Origin of the sequence: Paenibacillus sp. J5C2022 (genome assembly GCF_025567625.1) — a bacterium.
Lineage (GTDB): Bacteria > Bacillota > Bacilli > Paenibacillales > Paenibacillaceae > Pristimantibacillus.
Genome location: NZ_JAOQJC010000043.1, coordinates 46,265 through 68,097 on the forward strand (window position 1 = coordinate 46,265; position 21,833 = coordinate 68,097).

Genomic DNA, 21,833 nt, shown 5'->3' on the forward strand with positions numbered 1-21,833 from the left:
TTAACGTGAATACATTCATTCAGCAGGCGAAGCGGGACAAATATCTGCTTGTGATTATCCTGCCTGTCATCGTCTATTATATTGTTTTTCACTACGTCCCCATGTACGGCATCATCATTGCATTCAAGAAGTTCTATCCGCTTCAGGGGATTATGGGGAGCCCATGGATCGGTTTTGCCTACTTCGAGCAGTTTTTCGATTCCATCTATTTTTGGAGACTGCTGAAGAATACGCTGCTGCTCAGCTTCTTTTCGCTCGTATGGGGATTTCCGGCCCCGATCATTTTTGCACTTTTGCTGAACGAGCTTAAGGATAATTTATTCAAGAAGACGGTGCAGACGGTCAGCTATTTGCCCCATTTCATATCGGTTGTCGTCATAGCGGGCATGATCGTCAATTTCACATCGCCGACCGACGGCGTCATTAATATGATACTTGGCGCATTCGGGATCGAGCCTGTCCATTTCATGAATGAAGCAGGTTATTTCCGGTCCATCTTCATCTCCTCCGGCATATGGCAGGAATTCGGCTGGGGAACGATTATTTATCTGGCGGCCATTGCCGGAATTGATCCTCAGCTGTACGAAGCCGCGCAGATGGACGGCGCCAACCGCTGGCACAAGATGCGGCATATTACGCTGCCTTGCCTGATGCCGACGATTATTATCCTGCTCATCTTAAGCTTGGGGAATCTGATGGATGTCAGCTTTGAGAAGATTATATTGCTATACAACCCTGCCACCTATGAAACGGCCGACGTCATCAGCACCTACGTCTATCGGCGGGGCATATTGGGAGGAGAGTACAGCCTGTCGGCGGCAATCGGCTTGTTCAACAATGTGATCAACCTGATTCTGCTTGTGTCTGTGAATTATATTAGCCGCAAGGCTTCGGAGACTTCATTATGGTAAGGGGGGAGACGGCTGTGGCGGCTATTCGTAAAGGATTGGCGGAAAAATCCTTCGACGCGTGCTTACTGTCCTTCATGCTGCTGGTTATCGTCATTACACTGTACCCTTTCCTCTATGTGGTCAGCATGTCGATCAGCGATCCCGAGTATGTCATTAACAATTCCGTATGGCTATGGCCGAAAGGACTCTCTCTTGAAGCGTACAAGCGCGTATTCGACAATCCCGACGTATGGCGCTCCTACTACAACACGTTGTATTACACGATTATCGGCACAGCGATTAACGTGACGATGACGCTGCTGGGAGCCTACCCGCTGGCGCGAAAAACATTCTTTCTGCGCAAGCAGCTGATGGTATTCATCGTCATTACGATGTTTTTCAGCGGCGGGTTGATTCCGATGTTCCTGCTGGTCCGCAATATCGGGCTTTACGATACCCGATGGGCGATTCTTCTGCCGGCGGCGGTAGGCGCCTATTTCATCATCATTGCCCGTACCTTCCTGCAGGGCTTGCCGGAAAGCCTGATTGAATCGGCCAAGATCGACGGAGCCAACGACATTTATATCCTGTACAAAATCATTCTGCCGCTCAGCAAGCCGATTCTCGCCGTACTGTCGCTGTTCTATGCGGTTGGCCACTGGAACAGCTACTTCAGCGCGATGATTTACTTAAGCGATCCCAGCCTGCATCCGATGTCCTTGTATCTCGTGAAAATTCTGATTCAGAATTCCGCTGCATTGGTGCAGGAGATGGCGCAAGACATTAATCGGACGATGTATGCCATACAGATCAAATACGCCTTGATTATCGTCACCGTCCTGCCCATCTTGTTCGTGTATCCTTTCTTGCAAAAATACTTTGTAAAAGGTGTGCTGATCGGTTCCTTGAAGGAGTAAACGATAGGAGGAATGAACGATGTCGAACGAACGGGAACAAGGGCTGTCCAAGCCCTATATGCAAGAGGAAGAAGCCCTTCGGCAGGGTGGCGAGGGGGAGAACGGAAGCATCAGCAGAAGAAAGCTGCTTGCCTGGATGGGAATGACGGGTGCAGCCTTCGCCGCCTCCAGTCTTGTGAATGGCGGCATGGACAAAGCGTACGCCGATCCGGACGAAGAGCGAACGAAGGTGCGGGATCTGATGCTGAACGATTATGTCGTCGTCTCTTCAATAGAGGATCTGAGAGAGAATGACGCCCCCGACAACGACGTCATCTACTTCGTGAAGGATAGGGGGAAGGAAGGACACTTCTACTGCGACGATCAGGATACATCATCGCCCGATGACGGACTGACGATTATCGTATCAGGGGCTGGCATCCGGTATAAGCGCATATTCGACGCGAAGAAGGAGGAAGCGCCGATCGGGGATAACGGATTATATGAATACGACAGAGTGAAGCCGGTTCCTCCCGCCGGTCAGATCGCGAATGAGGCGGAGACTATTGTTCCCTATAAAGGAGCGCTCTATTGCCTGTTCAAGGGAAGCTATTCACAGAATGACAATTCCTATATTTCTGTAGTCAGGCCGGACGGCGAGGGCAGCATCAAGGCCGTGTTCCGGATGGATCTCGGAGTAGGCGCCGATGCAAGAGCGATGGCGGTCTATCAAGACGACGTGTTCGTATTCACAGGGAATAAAATCAAGGTGTTCCGGATCGTAGATGCCGCCCTTCAATTCAAGCTGGAGTATACGCGCAAGTCGACAGGCTTCGTGCAGACCTGCTGCATGATCAATGGCAGGCTGTATGCTCCCAATTGGGGGCAGGGGACGATCGAAGTGTTCGATCTCGTGAATGGTGCTCCCTCGAACGAGAAATACTTCAGTATCGGCGCCGTAGGCAATGCGAGCATCGTATCGAACGGCTCCATTCACTATCTGCTCACATGGAAGGCGGACAACAATATTACGCGTCTCGATATTGACGGCGACGGGAACGTATACGGCAGAGGGACGTTCAGCATACCGGGCATCTATCGTCCCCGCTACGGAACGATTCACAACGGCGTCATGTCTGTCGGAGGGTATAGCACGCTGTTCGCCAAAACCGTTATGCTGGATATCTCGTCAGCTGCGCCCGTGAAGATCGGCGAATACATCAATATGCCTACGCATGTAAGAGTGGGCGACTATCTGATCGGGAGCGCGGCAGACCAGTCCACCCCGGAGTATGACAGCATGTATTGGAAGCTGGTCAAGGTGAGGCTGTCGGACGGCAGCGTCGAGGTATTGTCCGACAGAGGATTATTGTACCCCGTGCTGCATATGGAGACGGTGTACGGCATTCTGATGGGGCAAGACGGAATGGGTGCAGGCGCTCACGCGGGCGACTCGCAGCTTGGTCAGGAGATTGCGTGCTATTCGACCAATGAACGGAAGAAGGGCATTCAGATTCCGATCGACGGAGAGGAATACCGCTATACGGATACCATCCGGTATACGAATGTGAAGAATTATGATTCCGGCGAGGTGGTGGCCCGGTTCGCCTCCTTCAGTCCGAACACGCTCGGATGGCTGAAGGCGAGAATCTCCTACACCATCGTGAATCATCAGAATGTTCCCGGTCAGAGCGCGGTCGGCGAGTTCGTCTGCACCGTATTCAAGGGCTCGGGAGGCAGTTGGACAACGCCGCTGTCCCGGTTCGATGTGCTGCAATCTGGCGATTTAGCGGTCACGCTGGATTTCACGGCGTCCGGCACCGACGCCGCTTTAACGGTAAGCGGTGCGCTGACCAACGCACTCGTTCAAGTCACGATTCAATTCGATGTAACCAGTAAAAGCATGGGTTCGTTTTATTTTGTATAGGCTCTCAAACTGAAAGCATAGGATAGAGTGTCTGCCGCATCCACTGCGGCGGACGCTCTTTTTTGATTTGAGCACACGTCAATGGGATAACGGGATATGTTGCAAATGTATATGCATCCATTGGTTAAGTGCATGTGTCCGGCTGCTTGCCGCAAGTATAGTTAAGAGGCAGCAAACAATTCGCAGGCGGAGGCGAGGAACATGATTGATTTCAGCCAGTTAAACGTATACAGGCCCGATGACAGTGAAAAACTGCAGTCGGCAGCAGAAGCGGACTTGTGCATATATGGTGCGACGCCGGCGGCGATTACCGCTGCTGTGCAGGCGGCTAGCATGGGGGCGTCAGTCGTGATAGCCGAGGCCGGCTTTCATCTGGGAGGAACGACAGCGGGAGGATTGGGGAAGACGGACTTCGGCGTGAAGGATACCATTGGCGGGCTTGCAAGACAGTTCTACCGGGAGATGGGGGAGAAGTATGGCGGAGGCGAAGCAGATGGAGCCGTGTTCCTGTTCGAGCCGTCGGCAGCGACAGAAGTGTTCCAGCGCTGGCTGGATCGTGCGGGCGTGAAGGTGTATTACGGCCAATATTTGCGCTCAGTGACGAAGCGGGGAGGTCGAATAACGGAGCTTGTGATGGAGAACGGCAACGTATTCCGCGGCAAAATGTTCATTGACGCTACGTACGAAGGCGATCTTATGGCCCGCTCGGGCGTGGCTTATCATGTGGGCAGGGAAGCGAACAGCGTCTACCAGGAAACCTACAACGGCATACAGTTCGGCTCGCCGACCCATCGCTTCAATGCCTGGATTGATCCGTACGTCATACCGGGCAAGCCGGACAGCGGACTGCTTCCCGGCGTGTCGGACGAAGCGCCGGGGGTACAAGGCCAAGGAGACAAGTCTGTTCAGGCGTACAACTTTCGTATCTGTCTGACGAATGTGCCCGATAATCGGCTGCCGTTCCCCGAGCCGCCCGGTTATGATCCGAAGCGATTCACCCTATTGGAGCGCTACTTGCGCGCAGGCGTATGGGACGCCGTATCGCTGAACAGCATGCTGCAGCATGGGAAGACGGATCTGAACAATCACGGGGCGGTCAGCACCGACCATATCGGCGCCAATCATGCCTGGCCGGAAGCGGACTACAAGACGAGGGAAGCGATCTTCCAGGATCATGTGAATTATAATCTGGGCATGCTATATTTCCTCAGCTATGATGACAGCGTACCTTCTTATATTAGAGAAGAGATGAGGCAGTGGGGACTGGCGGGCGACGAGTTCATGAATACGGCGAACTGGCCGCATCAATTGTACATTCGGGAAGGGCGACGCATGATATCCGATGTCGTCATTAACGAGAATCACTGCCGCCATTATGCCAGAGAGCATGATGCTGTCGCAATCGCATCCTACAAGATGGACTCCCATAACTGCAGAAGGCTTGTCATTGACGGTTGCTGTGTCAACGAAGGCAATGTGGAAGTGATGACGGCGGGTCCGTATCCCATCTCATACCGGGCGATTGTGCCGAAGGGGGAGCAATGCACGAACTTGCTTGTACCCGTCTGCTTATCCTCATCTCATATTGCTTACGGCTCGCTTAGACTGGAACCGGTTTTTCTGATGCTGGGCCAATCTGCGGGCACGGCCGCTGTGCTTGCGATGGAGAGCGACTGCGCTATTCAGGATGTGGATTACGAAGCGCTCAGGCGGAGGCTGGAGCAAGATGGGCAATTGCTCTAAGTGATGCGACACGGAATAGTTTGATCCATTTTACGGAATTAACGGGCTATGCGTCTTCCGGTATTGGGACGGGCTCATTCGGGTAGTTTTAGTGAACATGCGACTGAAGTAAAAGCCGTTATCGTATCCGCATAATTGGGCGATATGCTCAATCGTATAGTCGGTCTGGCGCAGCAGCTTTTGTCCATTCTCGATTCTGCATCCGGTCAAGTATTGGGACGGCGTAACGCCGAAGCAACGATTGAATCTGCGGGCGAAGTGTACCGGATGCAGGTGGAAGCGTGCAGCCACATCGCGAATGAACAGCTCCTCGTGCAGATGACTTTGCAGCCATTGTTGCGCTTCCGCCATGAGCGGATCGCCGATGCTGCGCGAGTGGGCTGCGCCTGCCGCCTCTTGCTTAATGGATAACCAGAGATCATTCATCAGATGTGTCCGCCACAGAGCGCTGTCCAGGTCGTGAAGATGGTCGACATCATGCAGACTGCGCAGCGTGCTGCGAAGGCGCTCTTGGTCTGTAAGCGTTATCTTGTAAGCGAATAGGTCACGCAGCTGCTCGGCCATATCGCTCTCATGCTGGAAGCTTGAGCGGGCATAATCGAATTTGACGTAATGCGAGCTTAACGGATCGACCATTTCACGGTGAAGCACCGTATGGGGCGGACAGACGAGAAGATCTCCTGTGCCGGCTTCTCCTGTGCAACTGTTGATGCGGAATTGGAACCGGCCTGCTTCCGGCGCGAATAAGGTCCAGTTCAAGCAAGTGGAGGAGCGCAGCAAGAACGCGCGCTTATCCTTCATATATTGTTGATCTTTAACGACGATAGGATAGTCCATAGGGCTCCTCCGGTAAAGTTGATTTAGTCGTATCGTTATCATCCAGTATACAAGCACCATGTAGGAGCAACAACCCAATTCTCGTACAGGAGGCTGTAAAAATGACGGATGAAATCAGAAATAACGGGGATCTTGCAGCAGAAAATGAAAGCGATGCAAAAAAAGAGGGCTTGATCAGCAGAAGAAAGCTTCTCGCATCGATCGGAATGGTGGGAGCGGCTTACGCAGCGGGCAATCTGCTTCAAGGATCAGCAATGGCATCGCCTGGAAGCAATAAAGGTTCGTCTGTAACGGACAGCGTATATGGAGACGATATGCTGACTAATGCAATAGGGGACAGATACCCGTGGATTGAAGCGTTGAAAAACGGGGAGTTCCTTGTTACGACAACGATTGCTGAGCTGAGGACGGTAACGGAGCCCCATGAACATTTGGTGTACTATGTTATTGAATCAGGCAGAGAGGGATGCTTTTATTATGACCCGACAGACCTTCTGTCCGCTGATGATAACGGCATCACAATCGTTGCGCTGGCGGGGGCAAGGTTCAAAAGAATGTTCAGCGGCAGCTTGAATATACGATGGTTTGGCGCCAAAGGGGACGATGCGGCGGATGATACGGCTGCGATACAGCAGACGATTAATACGGCTCAATTGAAAGGGCATGGCGTATACGTCCCTTCGGGTCATTATTTGGTATCCGCTCCAATAATGATCGCTTCGGACGGCGCTCCGATTCGCATGGCGGGTGACGGCGTTTATTTGTCCCTCTTCAAGCCTCACTCCCAATTCACGGAGAACAATCCGCTTGAAGTTGTCTTCAAGTTTACAGATACACGAGTCGCGAACCGCTTTGAATTCACAGAATTCGGCATTGTCAGCGGGACGATTCATGACCCTAAGCGGATGAGGTACGGTCTGTATGCGGCGAAGCTGTCCCATACGTTGTTCCGCAAGCTTTGCATTCAAGGGACGCAATTAGCGGCGCTGGGTATCGGGTACGGATGGTGCAACGATCTGGACACCTGCGAGCTTTCCTTCAATAGCGGAGACGGTCTGCTGTTCACAGCCGGACAGGTGAATGCTCTGAATGTCATCAATACCAAAATATTCGGAAATGGCGGTATCGGCATTCATATGGCGCATGAAAGCCTGGAGGCCAGAATACAGGGCTGTACGATTGAGAAAAATGAGCAATGCGGCATTTATGTGAAGAAGGGAGCTTTTAATCTCGGCATACACAATTGCTACTTCGAAAATAATGGCGCAAGCGGGCTTGCATTTACGAACCCGGCGATAAGTCTGAAGGCTTGCATCATCCTGAACGGCAATGTATCGGCAGCCGAGCCGGAAGCCATTCAAGGTCGTTATCCATCGCGCAATGTCACCGTTTCGGACAACTTTGTCTCCGTGAAGCAAGAGGAGGTTTTCGTGGCGGGTTACGCAGCGGAGATCGGGCTTGAAATAAAGAAGAATACATTCATTTACTCCGGTCCGAACAAGGACTTCACTGTGCTTCGAACAGGAACCAACAAGACAGGGCTGGGAGCCAAAATAAACGGCATTACGATGCGGGACAATGATGTCACCTCTTCCTATCGGCCTTATCTGAATGTGATTCCATTGCAAATAGACGATATGGAATTGGCCGATATGCCTACCTTCCATGGCGCAGATATCCGCTATTGTCCAAAAGTGAATTATGCGCCTGCGCTTGATCAATTTCAGAAGGTGAGAGATTTCGGCATGCCGGGTACGTTTGCAGCAGCGAATTTCAAATATCGGATGCATAGCGTTTATTCCTATACAGGAGCAAGGACGCCGGATCAATGGGGGTTTTACATCCAAGCAGAGGACTATCCGGAATTAGCAGGCAAGTATATGTATTTCGGCATGTACATCAAGCAGTCGCATTCCGGCATGAATGCGCAATTATTCATAACAGGGAATGGGGCCAATACGCAGGGGTATGCCAACAGCACGGACTGGCGCATCATATCCAGTGTGTTCCGTATGCCAGACAGCGGTTCGATCAAGTTGTCGGTAGGCATGATTGCCGATCAGGCCTCCAAGCAGCTGTACATTGCCCACCCTGTCCTAAGTGAAGTGGGGGCCCCATTCGAGCGATATTAATGAAGGATTGTTCAAGTAAGCTCAACACAGGCCGTCTTAACCATAGCTTCGCTTCACGGTGCGGGAGCGGCCAATTCCTCCTCCAGCTTGCTGGCCAGCTCGTTTTTGTCCAGCAAGCCCGACCAGTACAGCTGAAGTGTGCTCTTTATGCTCTTGAACTGATTGGCAGATAAGTTGAGATCGCGATGGAAGTGATAGGTCGGTATAATATCCTTGAACAAATAGTAGCTCTCCGGCCTGTTCAACGACTCGTTCTCGCTCTCCGGCTTCCACTCGGCGATCGGCTTCATGCTGGGAATACTAAGTGTCCTCTCGCGCAGCAAGCGCTGAGCCTTCTCCGAAGCCAGGTAATCTACCAGCACGCCCGCGGCTTCCTTCTGATCGGACTTGGCATTGATGGCCATGCCGATGGATATAAGCAAGGTGGCGGGCTTGTTGATGTACGGCAGCGGGCAAATATCGTAGTTCAGGCTGGAATCCTTGAATTCGTTCAAGCTCAAGTAATTGATGAGCGTCAGCGACAGCTTCTCCTGCAGGAACAGCTGAATGGCGTCGTCGCTGTTCTCCGACAGGAAGTTGGGGAACGCCTTGCGATTATGAATGAGCTCCCCGCACAGCTCGATGCTGTCCATCAGCTTCGTTCCGTTCAAGCGATAGCGCCCCTCTTCTTCCTTGCGGAACGTCATGCCGCTCTGCAGCAGGAAGACCGGCCAGCGGTTCTCGGACAGCAGATGGAAGTACAAGCCGTGCCGCTCCGGCGGCTTCGCTAGCTTCTCCGCCGCCCGCGCCACATCGTCCCATGTCCAGCTGCTGTCAGGCTCCAACAGATCAGCCTCGCGGAAGTGATCCTTGTTGTAGCACAGAATAACCGGAGTGAATACGAGCGGCTGCACATACGTTTTGTTCTTGAGCGTGAAGGCTTCGGTCAGGAATGGATAATGCTTGGCGTTCGGTGTGAGCGGTTCCAGCAAGTGAGTGCTCTCATGCTCCGCAAATTCCTGGAAGTTTATATGGTTGATGGACATGACGTCGATCAGCCCGTTCTCCAAATACTGCCTGGCTGTATTCAAGTAATCGAACGATGTCGAGGTGGAGAAGGTAATCGTCTTCACTCGAATGCCGGGATTATCCCGATGGAAGCTGTCCAGCACATGCTGCAAATCCAAGTCGCGCTCAATGGATGGGCTGACTCCCAGCGTAATCGTGACTTTGCTCTGACGGGCAGCTTCCGTGACCATCGCGCCAATACGGTGCTTCTTCACGATATAACCTTCCTCTACCAACTGATCAAGCCCTCTGCGAATAGATTTGTTGCTCAGTTCATATTGCTCTACCAGAGCGGCCTCGGAAGGAAGGAAATCGCCTGCCGCATAACGACCGGTGACGATATCGTTCCGCAGTTGCCGCACCATCTGATCCAGCTTGGCTTGGAAGCTCTTTCGAGTCGGTCTGTTCTTCATTACATATCCCTCATTCATCGTCATCTGTACTGTATAGTTGCTATATAAAAATATAGTCGAAGTAATTGGGACTGTCAATTGTGAAGTTAAGAACGGGTAAAGGGAGAGCACAATACGCAATAAGAAGCAAGAAGCTAATTTTGCGGGAAATGAAGAGGAAAGAGTTGACAGCTCAAGAAGCAGTTATTACAATCACTATATAAAGTATATATAAAGTTGAGTTTAAGTTAAATATGCTTTATCTTTACTTTTGTACAGTAATTTATAAACTAACAAGAAAACGCTTACGATCTCTAAGTCCTATTATAACGCAATGGGGAGGGTCACAGGTGGAGAAAAATGCAGTTTTGCAGCAAGACGTACAATTGAAAAAGGGAAGTTGGCTTTTACGGGAGAAGGCTCAGAAGAGGCTGTTCGTCTTATTGGCGGTTGGCCCGTGTTTGGCCGGGTATTTATTATTTACGCTATACCCGAACATATTATCTATTTATTACTCACTATTGGATTGGGATGGACTTACGGATGCGAGTTTTGTCGGGTTCAGCAATTATAAGCATATGCTAACCGATCCGTTCGTATGGAAAGCGCTTTACCACAATTTTTTGCTTATGATATTCGTTCCGGCGGCTACGACAATGCTCGCCCTGTTTTTGGCTCATCTGCTTATTAGCAAAAGATATCGTGAGAATTCATTTTACAAGGTGCTGTTTTTCTTTCCCAATGTACTTGCGACAGTAGTCGTTACTTTGCTCTGGGCTTTCATCTACGATGGCAGCTACGGATTGCTCAACGGCGTGCTGGAGCTGTTCGGCATCGATACGGGCAACTTTTATTGGCTCGGGGATAAGCGGACCGCGCTCTGGTGTCTGATCCCTCCAATGGTGTGGGGCGGAGTCGGCCTGTATACGATTATCTACATGAATGCGATGCGTTCCATACCGGAATCGCTGTACGAGTCGGCAATTCTTGAAGGAGCGAAGCCAATGACGCGGCTGTTCAAAATTACGATTCCGCTCATCATGCCGATTGTGCGGGTCGGTGCGCTGTTCCTCTCGCTGGGCACGATTAAGGGCTTCGAGCTCATATTGATCCTGACCAATGGCGGCCCATCGGGGTCTACGGATGTCATCGGGTTATACATGTTCAATCTGGCTTTCGGCGAGGAGGTTCACAGTTATGGCTATGCATCTTCTATCGGCATGCTGCTGTTCGCCATTCTGGTCGGCGCGAAGCTGTTGATTGACAAGTTTATGCCTAATCGGGGTTATGAATTTTAGAGGATTGGCGAAGGGGGAGAATAGGCTATGGAACATAGAGCAACGTTTGTTGATGGGATATGGAGATTGCTGCTGTTTTTATGGGCGCTTACGATACTGTTTCCGCTGGCATGGATCGTATATGTGTCCTTGAAGTCGAATCCCGAGTTTTTTCAAAATATATGGTCGCTGCCCAAGAAGTTGCTGTGGAGCAATTACGCCAACGCGTGGAATTCCTATGGGCTTGGGAAGGCGATGGTGAATACGGTTTATTATGTCGGGGTGAGTCTCGTGCTGGGGACGTTCCTGACAACTCTGAATGCGTATGCGTTAACGCGGGTGTCGTTCAGAGGGCGGGCATTCGTATGGTCGCTCATTATGCTGTCGTTGTTTCTGCCGGGCATTAATGCGCTTGTCCCGCAGTACGTGCTCATGAAGCAGCTGGATTTGACGAACAGTCTGACGGGCCTTATTATTCTGGACAGCTTCGGGGAGAGTGTGTTCTTCCTGCTGCTGCTTGGCGGCTTTATGCAGTCGCTGCCCAAGGAGCTGGAGGAAGGCGCGAAGATCGACGGGGCATCCTTGTTCGGCGTATTCTGGCGGATCATTGTGCCGCTGTCCACTCCCGGCATTGTGACGGTTGCCATCTTCAAGTTTTTGTCGCTCTACAACAACTTTCTTCATCCCTTCATTTATTTGGGCGACCCGAAGAAATATACGATTGCCGTCAATATGTACCACGCCAACATTCAGATGCAGTATACGGCCGACTGGGTGACGCTGTTCGCCGGCGTTATCGTCGCTATGCTTCCGTCGATTCTGATGTATGTTTTCTTCCAGCGCAAGATTGTGGAGGGAGCGACGCTCGGCGCGGTGAAAGGATAGCGCCGAGCAGCATTCGTTGCTACTCATGCGCTTGCCGCCTCCTCTTCCTCGCTTCCTCGCGGAACAAGGTGCGCAGCTCCAGGTAGAGGCCGCTCTCATCCATCAGATCCGCCCAGTAATGCTTCAATATCGTCTTCAGCCGGTTGAATGGCTGATCCGACAGATGAAGAGCGGAGTGCAGCCGGAATGAGGACATGGTCTCGCGGAACAACGCGAACCGGGATGGGATATTCAGCTCCGGCAGTCTTGTTCCTTGGGGTGCGTGTTGAACGGCGATCGGAGGTGGCGCTTCTGCCACCTTCTTCGTCGCGGGCAGGCTTAGTGTGCGCTGGCGTATAAGCTGCTGCGCTCTGGCGGAGCTGAGATAGTCCATCAGCAGCCGTGCGGATGGCTTGCCGCTAGACCGCTTGTTCATAGCGACGCCTATCACTACTGTTACCGACTTGGGCTCGAAGAGGAACGGGAGCGGCGATATGTCGTAATCCAGCTCCGAATCCCGGAAGTCGTTCAAGGACATATAGGTGGTCAGAATCATGGAGACCTTACCTTCCCTGAACAGCTCATTCACATCATCACTGCTCTCTGAGAGCAGATTGGGAAAGACGTGATGATTGGATATGAGCGTCTTGCACATTCGGCAGCTTGCTATGACTTCGTTGTCCACCCGTTCATACCATTCTTCGTCCGCAAGGAAATCGACCCCGCCCTGAAGCGGAAAGATCGGCCAGCGATTATCCGACAGCAGATGGAAGTACATGCCGTGACGCTGGCCGGGACTCGCCAAAGCAGCGGCATGACGCAGTGCGTCATGCCATGTCCAGCTGCCATCCGGCTCCGGGATGCCGCACTCCGCGAAGTGGGTGCGATTGTAGACGAGTATGAGAGGAGAGAATACGAGCGGTCGGGCATATAACATGCCATGAATGCTGAACGCTTCCTTGGACAACGGATAGACGTGCTCTGACTCCGGTTGAGGCTGAAGCGCGGCTAACTCCCCGTCTTCGATCAGACTCTGGAAATCGCGATGGTTCATGGTGAACAAATCAATCATCTCATGCTCCATATAGGTGGAGATTGATTCGATATAGTCCTTCGTAGACTTGAGAGGGAGGCACTTCACTCTCACATGAGGGTGCAGAGCTTGAAAGTCTTCAACTAAAGCAGACAACGCAATGTCTCTCTCAATGGTCGAGTTGTAGCCGAGCGCTACCGTCTCGATCGTGTCGGCTTGCAGCACTTGACTTCCGACGCGGTCGATTTTTTGAATAAGTCCTTCCGACACGAGCTGATCCAGACCTTTCCTGACGGATTTGTTGCTCAGTATGAATTGATCGGCGAGCAGCTTCTCTCCAGGAAGGTAATCTCCGGCGCGGTATTGACCGTTCAGAATATCCGAACGAAGCGACTGGATCATATGATTCAGTCGCTGCTGAAAGCTTTTGCGGCTTGGCTTGGATGATTGAGGCAAGGGAAGTCCCCTCCAATATATGATAGATGTACATCAGTTCAACAAGGGAGAATCGACTTATACAGCAATTATTTGGTTGACAAAGCATATTGAGAGGTATTACTGTAAGTTGTAACCAATATACATCAATATATACACCAGTTCAAGCGAAAAATGAAGAAAAATCATCTCAGATGTACATCAGTGTGCTTGGTGCAATGGTTGAAGAGCGAAATGGATCAGACGGGCAATCCGTGTGATCGATCCAAACCAATCGGAGTAGAAGGGATGAGATGACATTGAGTAATTCGGCAGAAAACAAGGGGAAAGTATTCCGAACGGGAATCATCGGCTGCGGCAGTCTCGGAAGAACGCACGCCAAGTGCATTGAACAGCTGGAAGGGATGGAGCTCGTCGCCTATTGTGATGTATATCAGGAAAGCGCCCGTAAGCTCCTGGAGGAGTTCGGCGGACAGTATGCGACATGCGACTTAGACCGCTTCTTCAACGATCCCGATATCGATGTCATCTATATAACGACGATGCACGATACCCATGCGGACTTCTGCGTACGCGCCCTGGAGAGCGGCAAGCATGTGCTTGTCGAGAAGCCGCTGGCGATGTCCGTTGAGGATTGCGTGCGAATCGGAGAGGCAGTGAAGAAGACAGGCATGACGCTGTTCACGGCTTTCAAAATGAGGTATTACGAGCTGCTGTGGAAGGCGAAGGAGCTGATCCCTTCTCCAATTCTGGTGACGATGCAAATGATGGATGACCGCTGGGGAGATGGCATATGGCCGAATGATCCTGTGAAGGGAGGCGGCAATGTAATCAGCCAAGGCTGCCATTCTACGGATATTCTTCGCTTCGTAGCTGGAGGAGATCCTGTGGAGGTGTATGCGGCAGGCGGCAATTATTATCAGCCGACAGGGGTAGTCGACAATTTGACGGCCGTCTATCGCTTCGATAGCGGCACGGGCGGCAATCTGGTGCAAGGCGATTGCGGATGTCCTCCGTTGACGAGCAAGTTTTTCATGCAAGTATTCGCCGAGGGCAAGAGCATTACGCTCTCAGACCGCTTGACGACTTTAACTTATAGGGAGGCCGGCGCGGAGCCGCAAGTGTTCCATGGGTCGGAATCCGGATTCCTGGAAGAGAACAAGGCATTCCTTCGTTGTCTGCAGGAGGGCAAGCCCGCATCGATCGATCATGTAGACGGCTTGTATGCGACATTGATGGTGCTGCAGGCGATTGCTTCGCTGAAGAGCGGCCGGCCGGAGCCGATCAAGGCCATCGTGGAGCGGAGCTTGTCGCTGCAGAAGGAAGGAGTGTAGCGCATGGAGCTGGTGCAAGGGAAGCATGCCATCCAGCGCGAGCCGCTGCTTTCTCCCTTCGGCTTCAAGGGCGCTTATTTGACGGAGCTGTGGCAGTCCGTCGCCGGCCTGTGGGATGAGCAGGGACGATTCGGCCTTGGGGTCGGCGTACAGAGCGTGCTGTGGTCGGATGCGGACCTGTTCGTAAAGCTTGGCGAGGCGGAAGGGAATGCTCTGATGGCGAATATGACGAAGCATGCGATGGAGCTGAGCGAGGGCTTGGCATGCGATTCACCGTTCCAGTTGTTGAATGCGCTCTATCAGCCCGTTCTGTCATACGGGAAGGAGCAAGTCGGTCATGCCGCGATGAGAAGCACCTTTGCGCTCAATGCGCTGGTGGCGGTGGATCAAGCGGCGTGGAGTCTGTTCGTACAGGATCATGCCATTTCCTTCGACGATTGGCTGGGGGAGCAGTACGGTACCATTCTCGATGAGCGTCAGGCGCAACTGGCCAATGTGCCGCTTATCCCTTACGGCATGACGGAGGAAGGCATTGACGGCATGCTCCGAGAAGGATACGGCCTGCTCAAAGTGAAAATAGGCGCCGATCCGGCCGGCGACGGCGACCGCGAGCGGATGCTGGAATGGGATATGGCGCGATTGAAGAGTGTTCATGAGCTGGCTTCCCGCTATGAGACGCCTTATACGCTTTGCGGCAAGATCGCTTATTACTTGGATGCCAACGGACGTTATGAGAACAGGGAGCAGTTGATGCGATTCATTGATTATGCGGATCGCATCGGAGCGCTTGACCGGATTGTCCTGTTCGAGGAACCTTTCCCGGAGCAGATGGAGACTGACGTGTCCGATCTGCCCGTCCGATTCGCAGCGGACGAGAGCGTTCATGATGAGGCGGATGCGCGGGCCCGCATAGATATGGGATATGGCGCTTTCGCCTTGAAGCCGGTAGCCAAGACGATGAGCATGAGCCTGAATATTGCCAAGCTGGCGCTGGAGGCGGACGTCGCTTGCTTCTGCGCGGACTTGACGGCGAATCCCATGCTGACGGATTGGAACAAAAATCTGGCCTGCCGTCTTCCCTTGCTGCCCGAGCTGAAGGTGGGCATATTGGAGTCGAACGGTCATCAGAATTATCGCAACTGGGAGACGATGAAGGGGTATCATCCCCGAGCGGGGGCTCCCTGGCTGGACAATACGAGAGGCGTGTTCCGCCTGGACGAAGCGTTCTACGCTGAGAGCGGAGGCGCACTGGAGAGCAGTCCGCATTATAAATCTCTATTAATGGAAGGAAGATGAGAATATTGAAATCGTTAGCTATCGGACTTGTTGATCTGGATACTTCCCATCCCGGAAGCTTCGTGCCTATTCTGCGCGACATGGGGCACCGCGTTGCCGCCGTCTATGATACCGGCGAAGTGAATCCGCCCGGTTATGCCGCTCAGTTCGCGCAAGAGCACGGAATAGATACGGCGTGCGAATCGCTGGAGCAAATGGCGGAGCAAGTGGATGCGGTTTTCATCAGCAGCTGCAATTGGGACGTGCATGTCGACCGCGCCCGGCCTTTCATTGAGGCGGGTGTGGCTGTTTTTATTGATAAACCTATGGCGGGCAACAGAAAAGATATTATGCAGCTGATCGAATGGGAGAAGCAAGGCGCAACCATTACGGGAGGCTCTTCGCTCCGATATGTGCCTGAGGTTCGGGAATGGGCCGGGAAGATCGCTGCGGAGGATTGGGTGTACGCTATGGCGGGCTGCGCTGTCGACGAGTTCAATTACGGCATCCATGCCTACACTATGCTTCACGGGTTGCTGGGAGCGGGTATTCAGCAAGTGCGGCATATCGGGACGACGGGACAACATCAGATTGAATTGACATGGCGCGACGGACGGCGCGGATTGCTGAACGTCGGCAAGACGAAGGGGTATTTGCCCTTCTATGCGAACATTGTCGCTCAGCAGGAGGTTGGCTTTTTCCAAGTAGATTCGTCACGCATTTATTCTTCTATGTTGGAGGCGGTATGCCCGTACTTGGCGGGAGAGGCACCAGCACCTTTGGCGATGGAAAAGCTGGCAGAAGTAGAACTCGCTGCAATTGCAGCAAAAATTTCTATAGAAAAAGAAGGGAAACCGATCAGGTTGGACGAAATCCCTATAGAGTACGCTGGCTTCGACGGCAAGTCGTTCGCGAGCTACTACAAAGAATTGAAGTATCCATCGCTAAAGGCAGGAAGGTAATTCTGTGATGGATGTCCGACATCTTAAGAGGAAGGGAGGTTGAGAAAGATGGACATCACCAATCTGGAAACGCCTGTTGTCCTCGTCGATCTGGATCGGCTGGACCGCAACCTGAGGCTTGCCGCCGAAACGGCAAAGTCGGCCGGCGTGAAGCTTCGTCCCCACTTCAAAACGCATAAAAGCGTGGCGATCGCCAAAAAGCAAATAGAATACGGGGCGTGCGGCATAACGGTTGCAAAGATCGGAGAGGCGGAAATATTGGCCCGCGCAGGCATTCGGGATATCCTGATTGCATTCCCGATTGTAGGGGAAGCCAAGCTGCGCAGGGTAGCGGAGCTGATCAAGAGCGGCGTTGCCATTACATTGAGTGTCGATAGTGTCGAGGTGGCGAGGGGCATCTCGCAGCTGGGCGAAAGTCTGGGCGCAGTCATTCCGTTATACGTGGATGTGAATACCGGACTGAACCGCTGCGGTCATGAGCCAGGCGCAGAGACGGCGGAGCTGGTGAAGCGCATGTCGGGACTGAAGGGAATCCGCGTTCAAGGGCTGATGACGCACGGCGGTCATTCCTATGGGCAAGCGACAGAGGAAGGATTGAAGCGGGTTGCGGCAGAAGAGGTCGGCGGTCTCGTGCGCTCCAAGGAGCTGTTGGAGGAAGCGGGCATTCATATCCCCGAGATTAGCGTAGGCTCAACTCCGACATCGAAGTATATTGCGCTGCAGCATGGCGCGACGGAGACTCGGCCCGGCGCATACGTATACGGTGACGGCGTCCAATTGTCTACATCCATTGTAAGCAAGGATGAGCTGGCGATGACGGTTATGACGACAGTGGTCAGTACGCCGCGGGACGGCACGGTTATCGTCGACGGAGGCTCCAAGACGTTCAGCACCGATGTGAATCCCCATCGTCCCGGCTACGGGATATGGAAGGACAATTCGGAGGTGTACCTGGAGCGACTAAGCGAGGAGCACGGCATCGTAAGAGTGCCTCCCGGCCTGTCATTCTCCATCGGGGATAAGCTGGAGTTCATACCTAACCACTGCTGTACCGTATCCAATCTGCACAATGAGCTGCAAGGCGTGCGGAACGGCCAGGCGGCAGAGGTCATTCATGTCGATGCACGGGGACAGATCCGGTAAGCGGGGGAAAAGGAGGAGCGGCATGTCAGCAGTCAATGACGCGCAAGCAGCGGATCGTCTGTCCCGGCGGCAAGAGTGGTCGCGGCAGATTGAGAGCTGGGTGCGCAGCAATCGGGAAGAAGCGTACAGACTGGCATCTGAGCTTGTGCGCATACCAAGTGTGAATCATCCGCCGAAGGGGAATGAAGGGGATTATCAGCGTTTCTTTGCGGAGTGGATGGTAGACGCAGGCGCTATCGTGGACAGCTATGAGCTGTCGGAGGTGGCCGGCTTGACGGAACATCGCGCTTATATGCCGGGGCGCGATTATGAGAACCGTCCCAATGTGGCGGGTTGTTTTTTTGGCAAAGGAGAGGGACGTTCACTGCTGTTCTCCGGTCATGCGGATACCGTGTATGAAGGAGATGAGAAGTGGTCCCATTCGCCGTTCTCTGGAACGGTGGAAGACGGCAAGCTGTATGGCAGAGGCTCCTACGATATGAAGGGCGGAATGGCTGCGGCGCTTATGGCGGTGAAGTGTCTGTCCGATCTGGGGCTGCCTGTTGCGGGCAAAGTCTATATTGAAAGCGTTGTCGACGAAGAGCACGGCGGTGCCAACGGCAGCTTGGCCGCAAGATTGCGAGGGCCGCAAGCGGATATGGCGATCATTCCGGAGCCGTCCAATCTGAAGCTGTATCCCGCGCATATCGGAGGTGGCATATGGCGTGCGGTGTTCCAAGGCAAGAGCGGCATCGGCTTCGCCGGCGAAGAGCTCGTAAGCGCATTGGAAGCGACATTGGAATTCGCCAATATGCTTCGGGACTTCGGCGCATACCGCAAGGAACGGATGACAGTGCCGCATTGGTGGGAGGGCGGCCGGCTGCCGGAAGTGACGCTGCTCACGATGTTCTCCGGCGACATTAATCGGCTTATACAAGAGAAGCTTCCTGCAAGCGGAGCGTTGACGTTCTGGATCGAAGGCTTCCCGGGCACGACGGGCGAAGAGATCATGAACGAGCTGCAAGCATTCTATGACGCTCGCCGCGATCAATATCCGCTGCTGGGGACATGCTGGCCGGAGATTACGCCGCTTATTCGCTATCTGGAGGGCAGCGAGATGGAACAAAGCCTGAAGACGGATGAATTCCTCACGCTAGTCGGCAAGATTGGCGAGAATTTAGGTGGAGCAGCAGTACCTGTGGAAGGCTCGCCGTTCGCCTGCGATGCGTTCATGTTCAATCTGTATAGCGATACTCCTGCTCTCGTATTGGGACCAGGCGGAGCGAACGCCCATGCGGCGGATGAATATATGGATCTGGCATCCTATACGCAGCTAATTCAGTGGTATGCGGAGATTATTGTAGACTGGTGCGGCGTACAGGGGGGCGAAGAGCATGCGGCTGAAGGATAAAGTGGCTGTCGTAACCGGCAGCTCACATGGCATCGGCCGGGCAATAGCGCTTCGCTTCGCGCGCGAAGGGGCGAAAGTCGCCCTTGCCGATCTGGAGAAGGACGCGCTTGAGGAAGTGAAGGCGTCGATCGAGCAAGCAGGTGGGGAAGTGCTGAGCATCGGAGTCGATGTTCGGAGCACGGACCAAATCGACGAACTGATCGAACGGGTCGAGAAGCAATGGAGCGGCATTGACGTCTTGGTGAATTGCGCGGGCATTTGTTCACCGGCACCGTTCCTGGAGATGACAGAAGCAGACTGGGACCGCCATATGGACATTAACTTGAAGGGCGCCTTCCTCGTCTCGCAGCGAGCGGCCAGAGTGATGGTGCGCAAAGGGATACGAGGCGCCATTATTCAGATGTCCAGCGTCAACGGGATGGCGGCTGAGGGCGATCAGGCTCATTACAACGCAAGCAAAGGCGGCCTGAATCTGCTGATGATGTCTATGGCGCTGGATCTTGCCCCGCATGGCATTAGGGTCAATTCGCTTTGTCCCGGCATGATCGCAACCAGATTGACGAAGCCGATCGTGGACAATCCGGAGCTGCACCGTGAATATGTGAAGTCGATTCCGTTGGGGACGATCGGGCAGCCGGAGGATATTGCCGACGCTGCACTGTTCCTGGCAAGCTCGGAATCGCGTTATATGACCGGCCAATGCGTCGTTATCGACGGCGGACAACTGATGAAGCTGTCTTAACGGACAGAGTACATGGTATACTAATGGCGTATACGCTACTATATGGATGGTAGATAGGTCGTAGATAAATGTGGTAGATAGATATTGTAGATAGGCCGTAGATAAATGTGGTATATGGATGGTATAAGACGCAGGTGTTCTTTTTTTGGAACAAGTCATCTGATGAGCTGATGATTTTGCGTGAGGTATACACTTATCGTTGCCTATTTTGGAAACTGACTCTTAACGAGTCAGTTTCCTTTTTTGTTGCTTGGGAATGCTGCGCTAGTTCGAAGTGTCGTTGATGTAGGCGCGGATCTAAACGGTTGCCACAGAGCTTATTTGGCATAGATTAGGCAAATTTGCAGGCTAACGGTTGTGCTTGCGCTTTTGGAGCCCGGAAAGTGCGATATTGGGTGTAGCAACGAGAAATAAGCCTCGTGGCGACCGTTATAGCAAAAAAAGAGGGATGTGAGACGCAATAAGCTCTATGACAAACGTTAAGAGCATTGAACGAAGCGTTCGAAGAAAGAACGGCAACGAGCATTGAGCGAAGCGTCCGAACAACGAACGGCAACGCAAGTCGCCGTCAGGGTGTTTTGTTGTATGGTCGTACGCAATTCCCTCATATTTTTTTCGCCGCGCAAAAGTCGGTTCGGAAAATACCAATCGATTTTGCGTTTATTACCAATGATAGGGCTTGTATACTATATATGTTCGCGTGTAATGCCTAGTAGTTCGATGGATTATCTATTAATTAATAATTTTACCGCCATTTTGTTTGATAGTTTGAATGACTGCCTTTTGAGAAGGGAGGGCAAAGCATGGTAGTCCGCTTTATCTTTCAAAGCCTACTCGTGGTTGCTTTTATATTCCAAATGATAAATTACTATGAAGAAGATAAAGTTATGTTTTGTTTTTACCTCTTCTGTGCCATAGTTATGCTGATTCTAATAGCCATAGAGATTTACAGACATAAAAAACGATCGCGACAGGAGATAACAAAAGAGTAGAAAGCAAATTGTTATTCATGCATAAAGGGAATAGGAGCGTATCGCATGACAAGAATGAGTAGGAGAAAGCGGATTAAATGGATTTCCAAAGTAACCGCATCTATGGCATTTAGCGCTTTAGTTGCACTGCGTTTTATCGAGAGCAAGTCTGATGGATGTTGGAACAGTTCGGGCAACAGGGACTAGGAGGACTAGAATGGCGAAGCCTATGTTCAAATTCTTGAAATCTTTATTTATTAAAATATCTGAAGAGATAAAATGAGAACACTTTGTTAACCTGACACGACGAGAAGTCCCCCGCCTCTAAACAACATTGCTCACGAAGTGAGAGTGTAGGCTGGGGATGAATCGACGACCGCCGTGAACGTACTTGCACAGCATTGAAGCGGATTCTCATTCGTGTCGGCACTAGGAAAGGGGTCTCTCACACTTGTTTTAGGAACATATGTTTGGTAAAATGAGAGAGAACATATATTGCTACGGGAGGTGCCCGATGATTCGCGTGATGAAAACAAACTTCCA

16 protein-coding genes are annotated in these 21,833 nt (G+C 52.3%); 13 read left to right on the forward strand and 3 right to left on the reverse strand.

The features are described 5' to 3' along the window. Window positions 1-5 precede the first annotated feature (5 nt). The 4 genes from M6D81_RS25820 (at window position 6) to M6D81_RS25835 (ending at window position 5,456) form a co-directional block, all read left to right on the forward strand. Window positions 6-911 (forward strand): ABC transporter permease, encoded by a 906-nt coding sequence (locus M6D81_RS25820; RefSeq protein ID WP_262680060.1) that lies wholly within the window; start codon window positions 6-8, stop codon window positions 909-911. Continuing rightward, window positions 905-1,807: a carbohydrate ABC transporter permease gene (locus M6D81_RS25825; protein ID WP_262680061.1), complete on the forward strand. Its 903-nt coding sequence runs from the start codon at window positions 905-907 to the stop codon at window positions 1,805-1,807. Before M6D81_RS25820 ends, M6D81_RS25825 begins: the two co-directional genes overlap by 7 nt. A gap of 19 nt (window positions 1,808-1,826) precedes the next feature. Next, window positions 1,827-3,713 (forward strand): hypothetical protein, encoded by a 1,887-nt coding sequence (locus M6D81_RS25830; protein ID WP_262680062.1) that lies wholly within the window; start codon window positions 1,827-1,829, stop codon window positions 3,711-3,713. A gap of 201 nt (window positions 3,714-3,914) precedes the next feature. Beyond that, window positions 3,915-5,456, forward strand: a complete 1,542-nt coding sequence (locus M6D81_RS25835; protein ID WP_262680063.1) for an FAD-dependent oxidoreductase — start codon at window positions 3,915-3,917, stop codon at window positions 5,454-5,456. Window positions 5,457-5,486: 30 nt separating this feature from the next. On the opposite strand, the gene M6D81_RS25840 is transcribed toward M6D81_RS25835, so the two are convergent. Beyond that, window positions 5,487-6,293 (reverse strand): helix-turn-helix domain-containing protein, encoded by an 807-nt coding sequence (locus tag M6D81_RS25840; protein ID WP_262680064.1) that lies wholly within the window; start codon window positions 6,291-6,293, stop codon window positions 5,487-5,489. Window positions 6,294-6,394: 101 nt separating this feature from the next. Between M6D81_RS25840 and M6D81_RS25845 the strand changes: the two genes are divergently transcribed. After that, window positions 6,395-8,425, forward strand: coding sequence for a right-handed parallel beta-helix repeat-containing protein (locus M6D81_RS25845; protein ID WP_262680065.1), 2,031 nt, complete (start codon window positions 6,395-6,397; stop codon window positions 8,423-8,425). Between the two features lie 53 nt (window positions 8,426-8,478). On the opposite strand, the gene M6D81_RS25850 is transcribed toward M6D81_RS25845, so the two are convergent. Continuing rightward, a complete protein-coding gene (locus M6D81_RS25850; protein ID WP_262680066.1) occupies window positions 8,479-9,885 on the reverse strand; it encodes an extracellular solute-binding protein in 1,407 nt (468 codons plus the stop codon). Between the two features lie 329 nt (window positions 9,886-10,214). Here M6D81_RS25850 and M6D81_RS25855 point away from each other — a divergent pair, with 329 nt between their 5' ends. Next, a complete protein-coding gene (locus tag M6D81_RS25855; RefSeq protein WP_262680067.1) occupies window positions 10,215-11,162 on the forward strand; it encodes a carbohydrate ABC transporter permease in 948 nt (315 codons plus the stop codon). 27 nt (window positions 11,163-11,189) lie between these two features. Further along, a complete protein-coding gene (locus M6D81_RS25860; protein ID WP_262680068.1) occupies window positions 11,190-12,026 on the forward strand; it encodes a carbohydrate ABC transporter permease in 837 nt (278 codons plus the stop codon). 19 nt (window positions 12,027-12,045) lie between these two features. Here the strand turns inward: M6D81_RS25860 and M6D81_RS25865 are convergent, their stop codons facing one another. After that, the gene (locus M6D81_RS25865; RefSeq protein ID WP_262680069.1) at window positions 12,046-13,494 is read right to left on the reverse strand and encodes an extracellular solute-binding protein; all 1,449 of its coding nucleotides are present in this window, start codon (window positions 13,492-13,494) and stop codon (window positions 12,046-12,048) included. Between the two features lie 272 nt (window positions 13,495-13,766). On the opposite strand from M6D81_RS25865, the gene M6D81_RS25870 reads away from it, so the two are divergent. Genes M6D81_RS25870 through M6D81_RS25895 form a run of 6 tightly spaced genes read left to right on the forward strand, consistent with a single transcriptional unit; the run spans window position 13,767 to window position 20,319 of the window. Then, window positions 13,767-14,807: a Gfo/Idh/MocA family protein gene (locus tag M6D81_RS25870; RefSeq protein ID WP_262680070.1), complete on the forward strand. Its 1,041-nt coding sequence runs from the start codon at window positions 13,767-13,769 to the stop codon at window positions 14,805-14,807. A gap of 3 nt (window positions 14,808-14,810) precedes the next feature. Next, complete coding sequence (locus M6D81_RS25875; protein WP_262680071.1) at window positions 14,811-16,103, forward strand: enolase-like domain-containing protein; 1,293 nt, start codon at window positions 14,811-14,813, stop codon at window positions 16,101-16,103. Window positions 16,104-16,108: 5 nt separating this feature from the next. After that, window positions 16,109-17,044, forward strand: a complete 936-nt coding sequence (locus M6D81_RS25880) for a Gfo/Idh/MocA family protein (RefSeq protein WP_262680072.1) — start codon at window positions 16,109-16,111, stop codon at window positions 17,042-17,044. Between the two features lie 48 nt (window positions 17,045-17,092). Then, complete coding sequence (locus tag M6D81_RS25885) at window positions 17,093-18,187, forward strand: alanine racemase (protein ID WP_262680073.1); 1,095 nt, start codon at window positions 17,093-17,095, stop codon at window positions 18,185-18,187. Window positions 18,188-18,209: 22 nt separating this feature from the next. Continuing rightward, window positions 18,210-19,577, forward strand: coding sequence for a M20/M25/M40 family metallo-hydrolase (locus M6D81_RS25890; RefSeq protein ID WP_262680074.1), 1,368 nt, complete (start codon window positions 18,210-18,212; stop codon window positions 19,575-19,577). Further along, window positions 19,561-20,319: an SDR family NAD(P)-dependent oxidoreductase gene (locus M6D81_RS25895; protein ID WP_262680075.1), complete on the forward strand. Its 759-nt coding sequence runs from the start codon at window positions 19,561-19,563 to the stop codon at window positions 20,317-20,319. The genes M6D81_RS25890 and M6D81_RS25895 overlap by 17 nt, the downstream gene beginning before the upstream one ends. Window positions 20,320-21,833 lie beyond the last annotated feature (1,514 nt).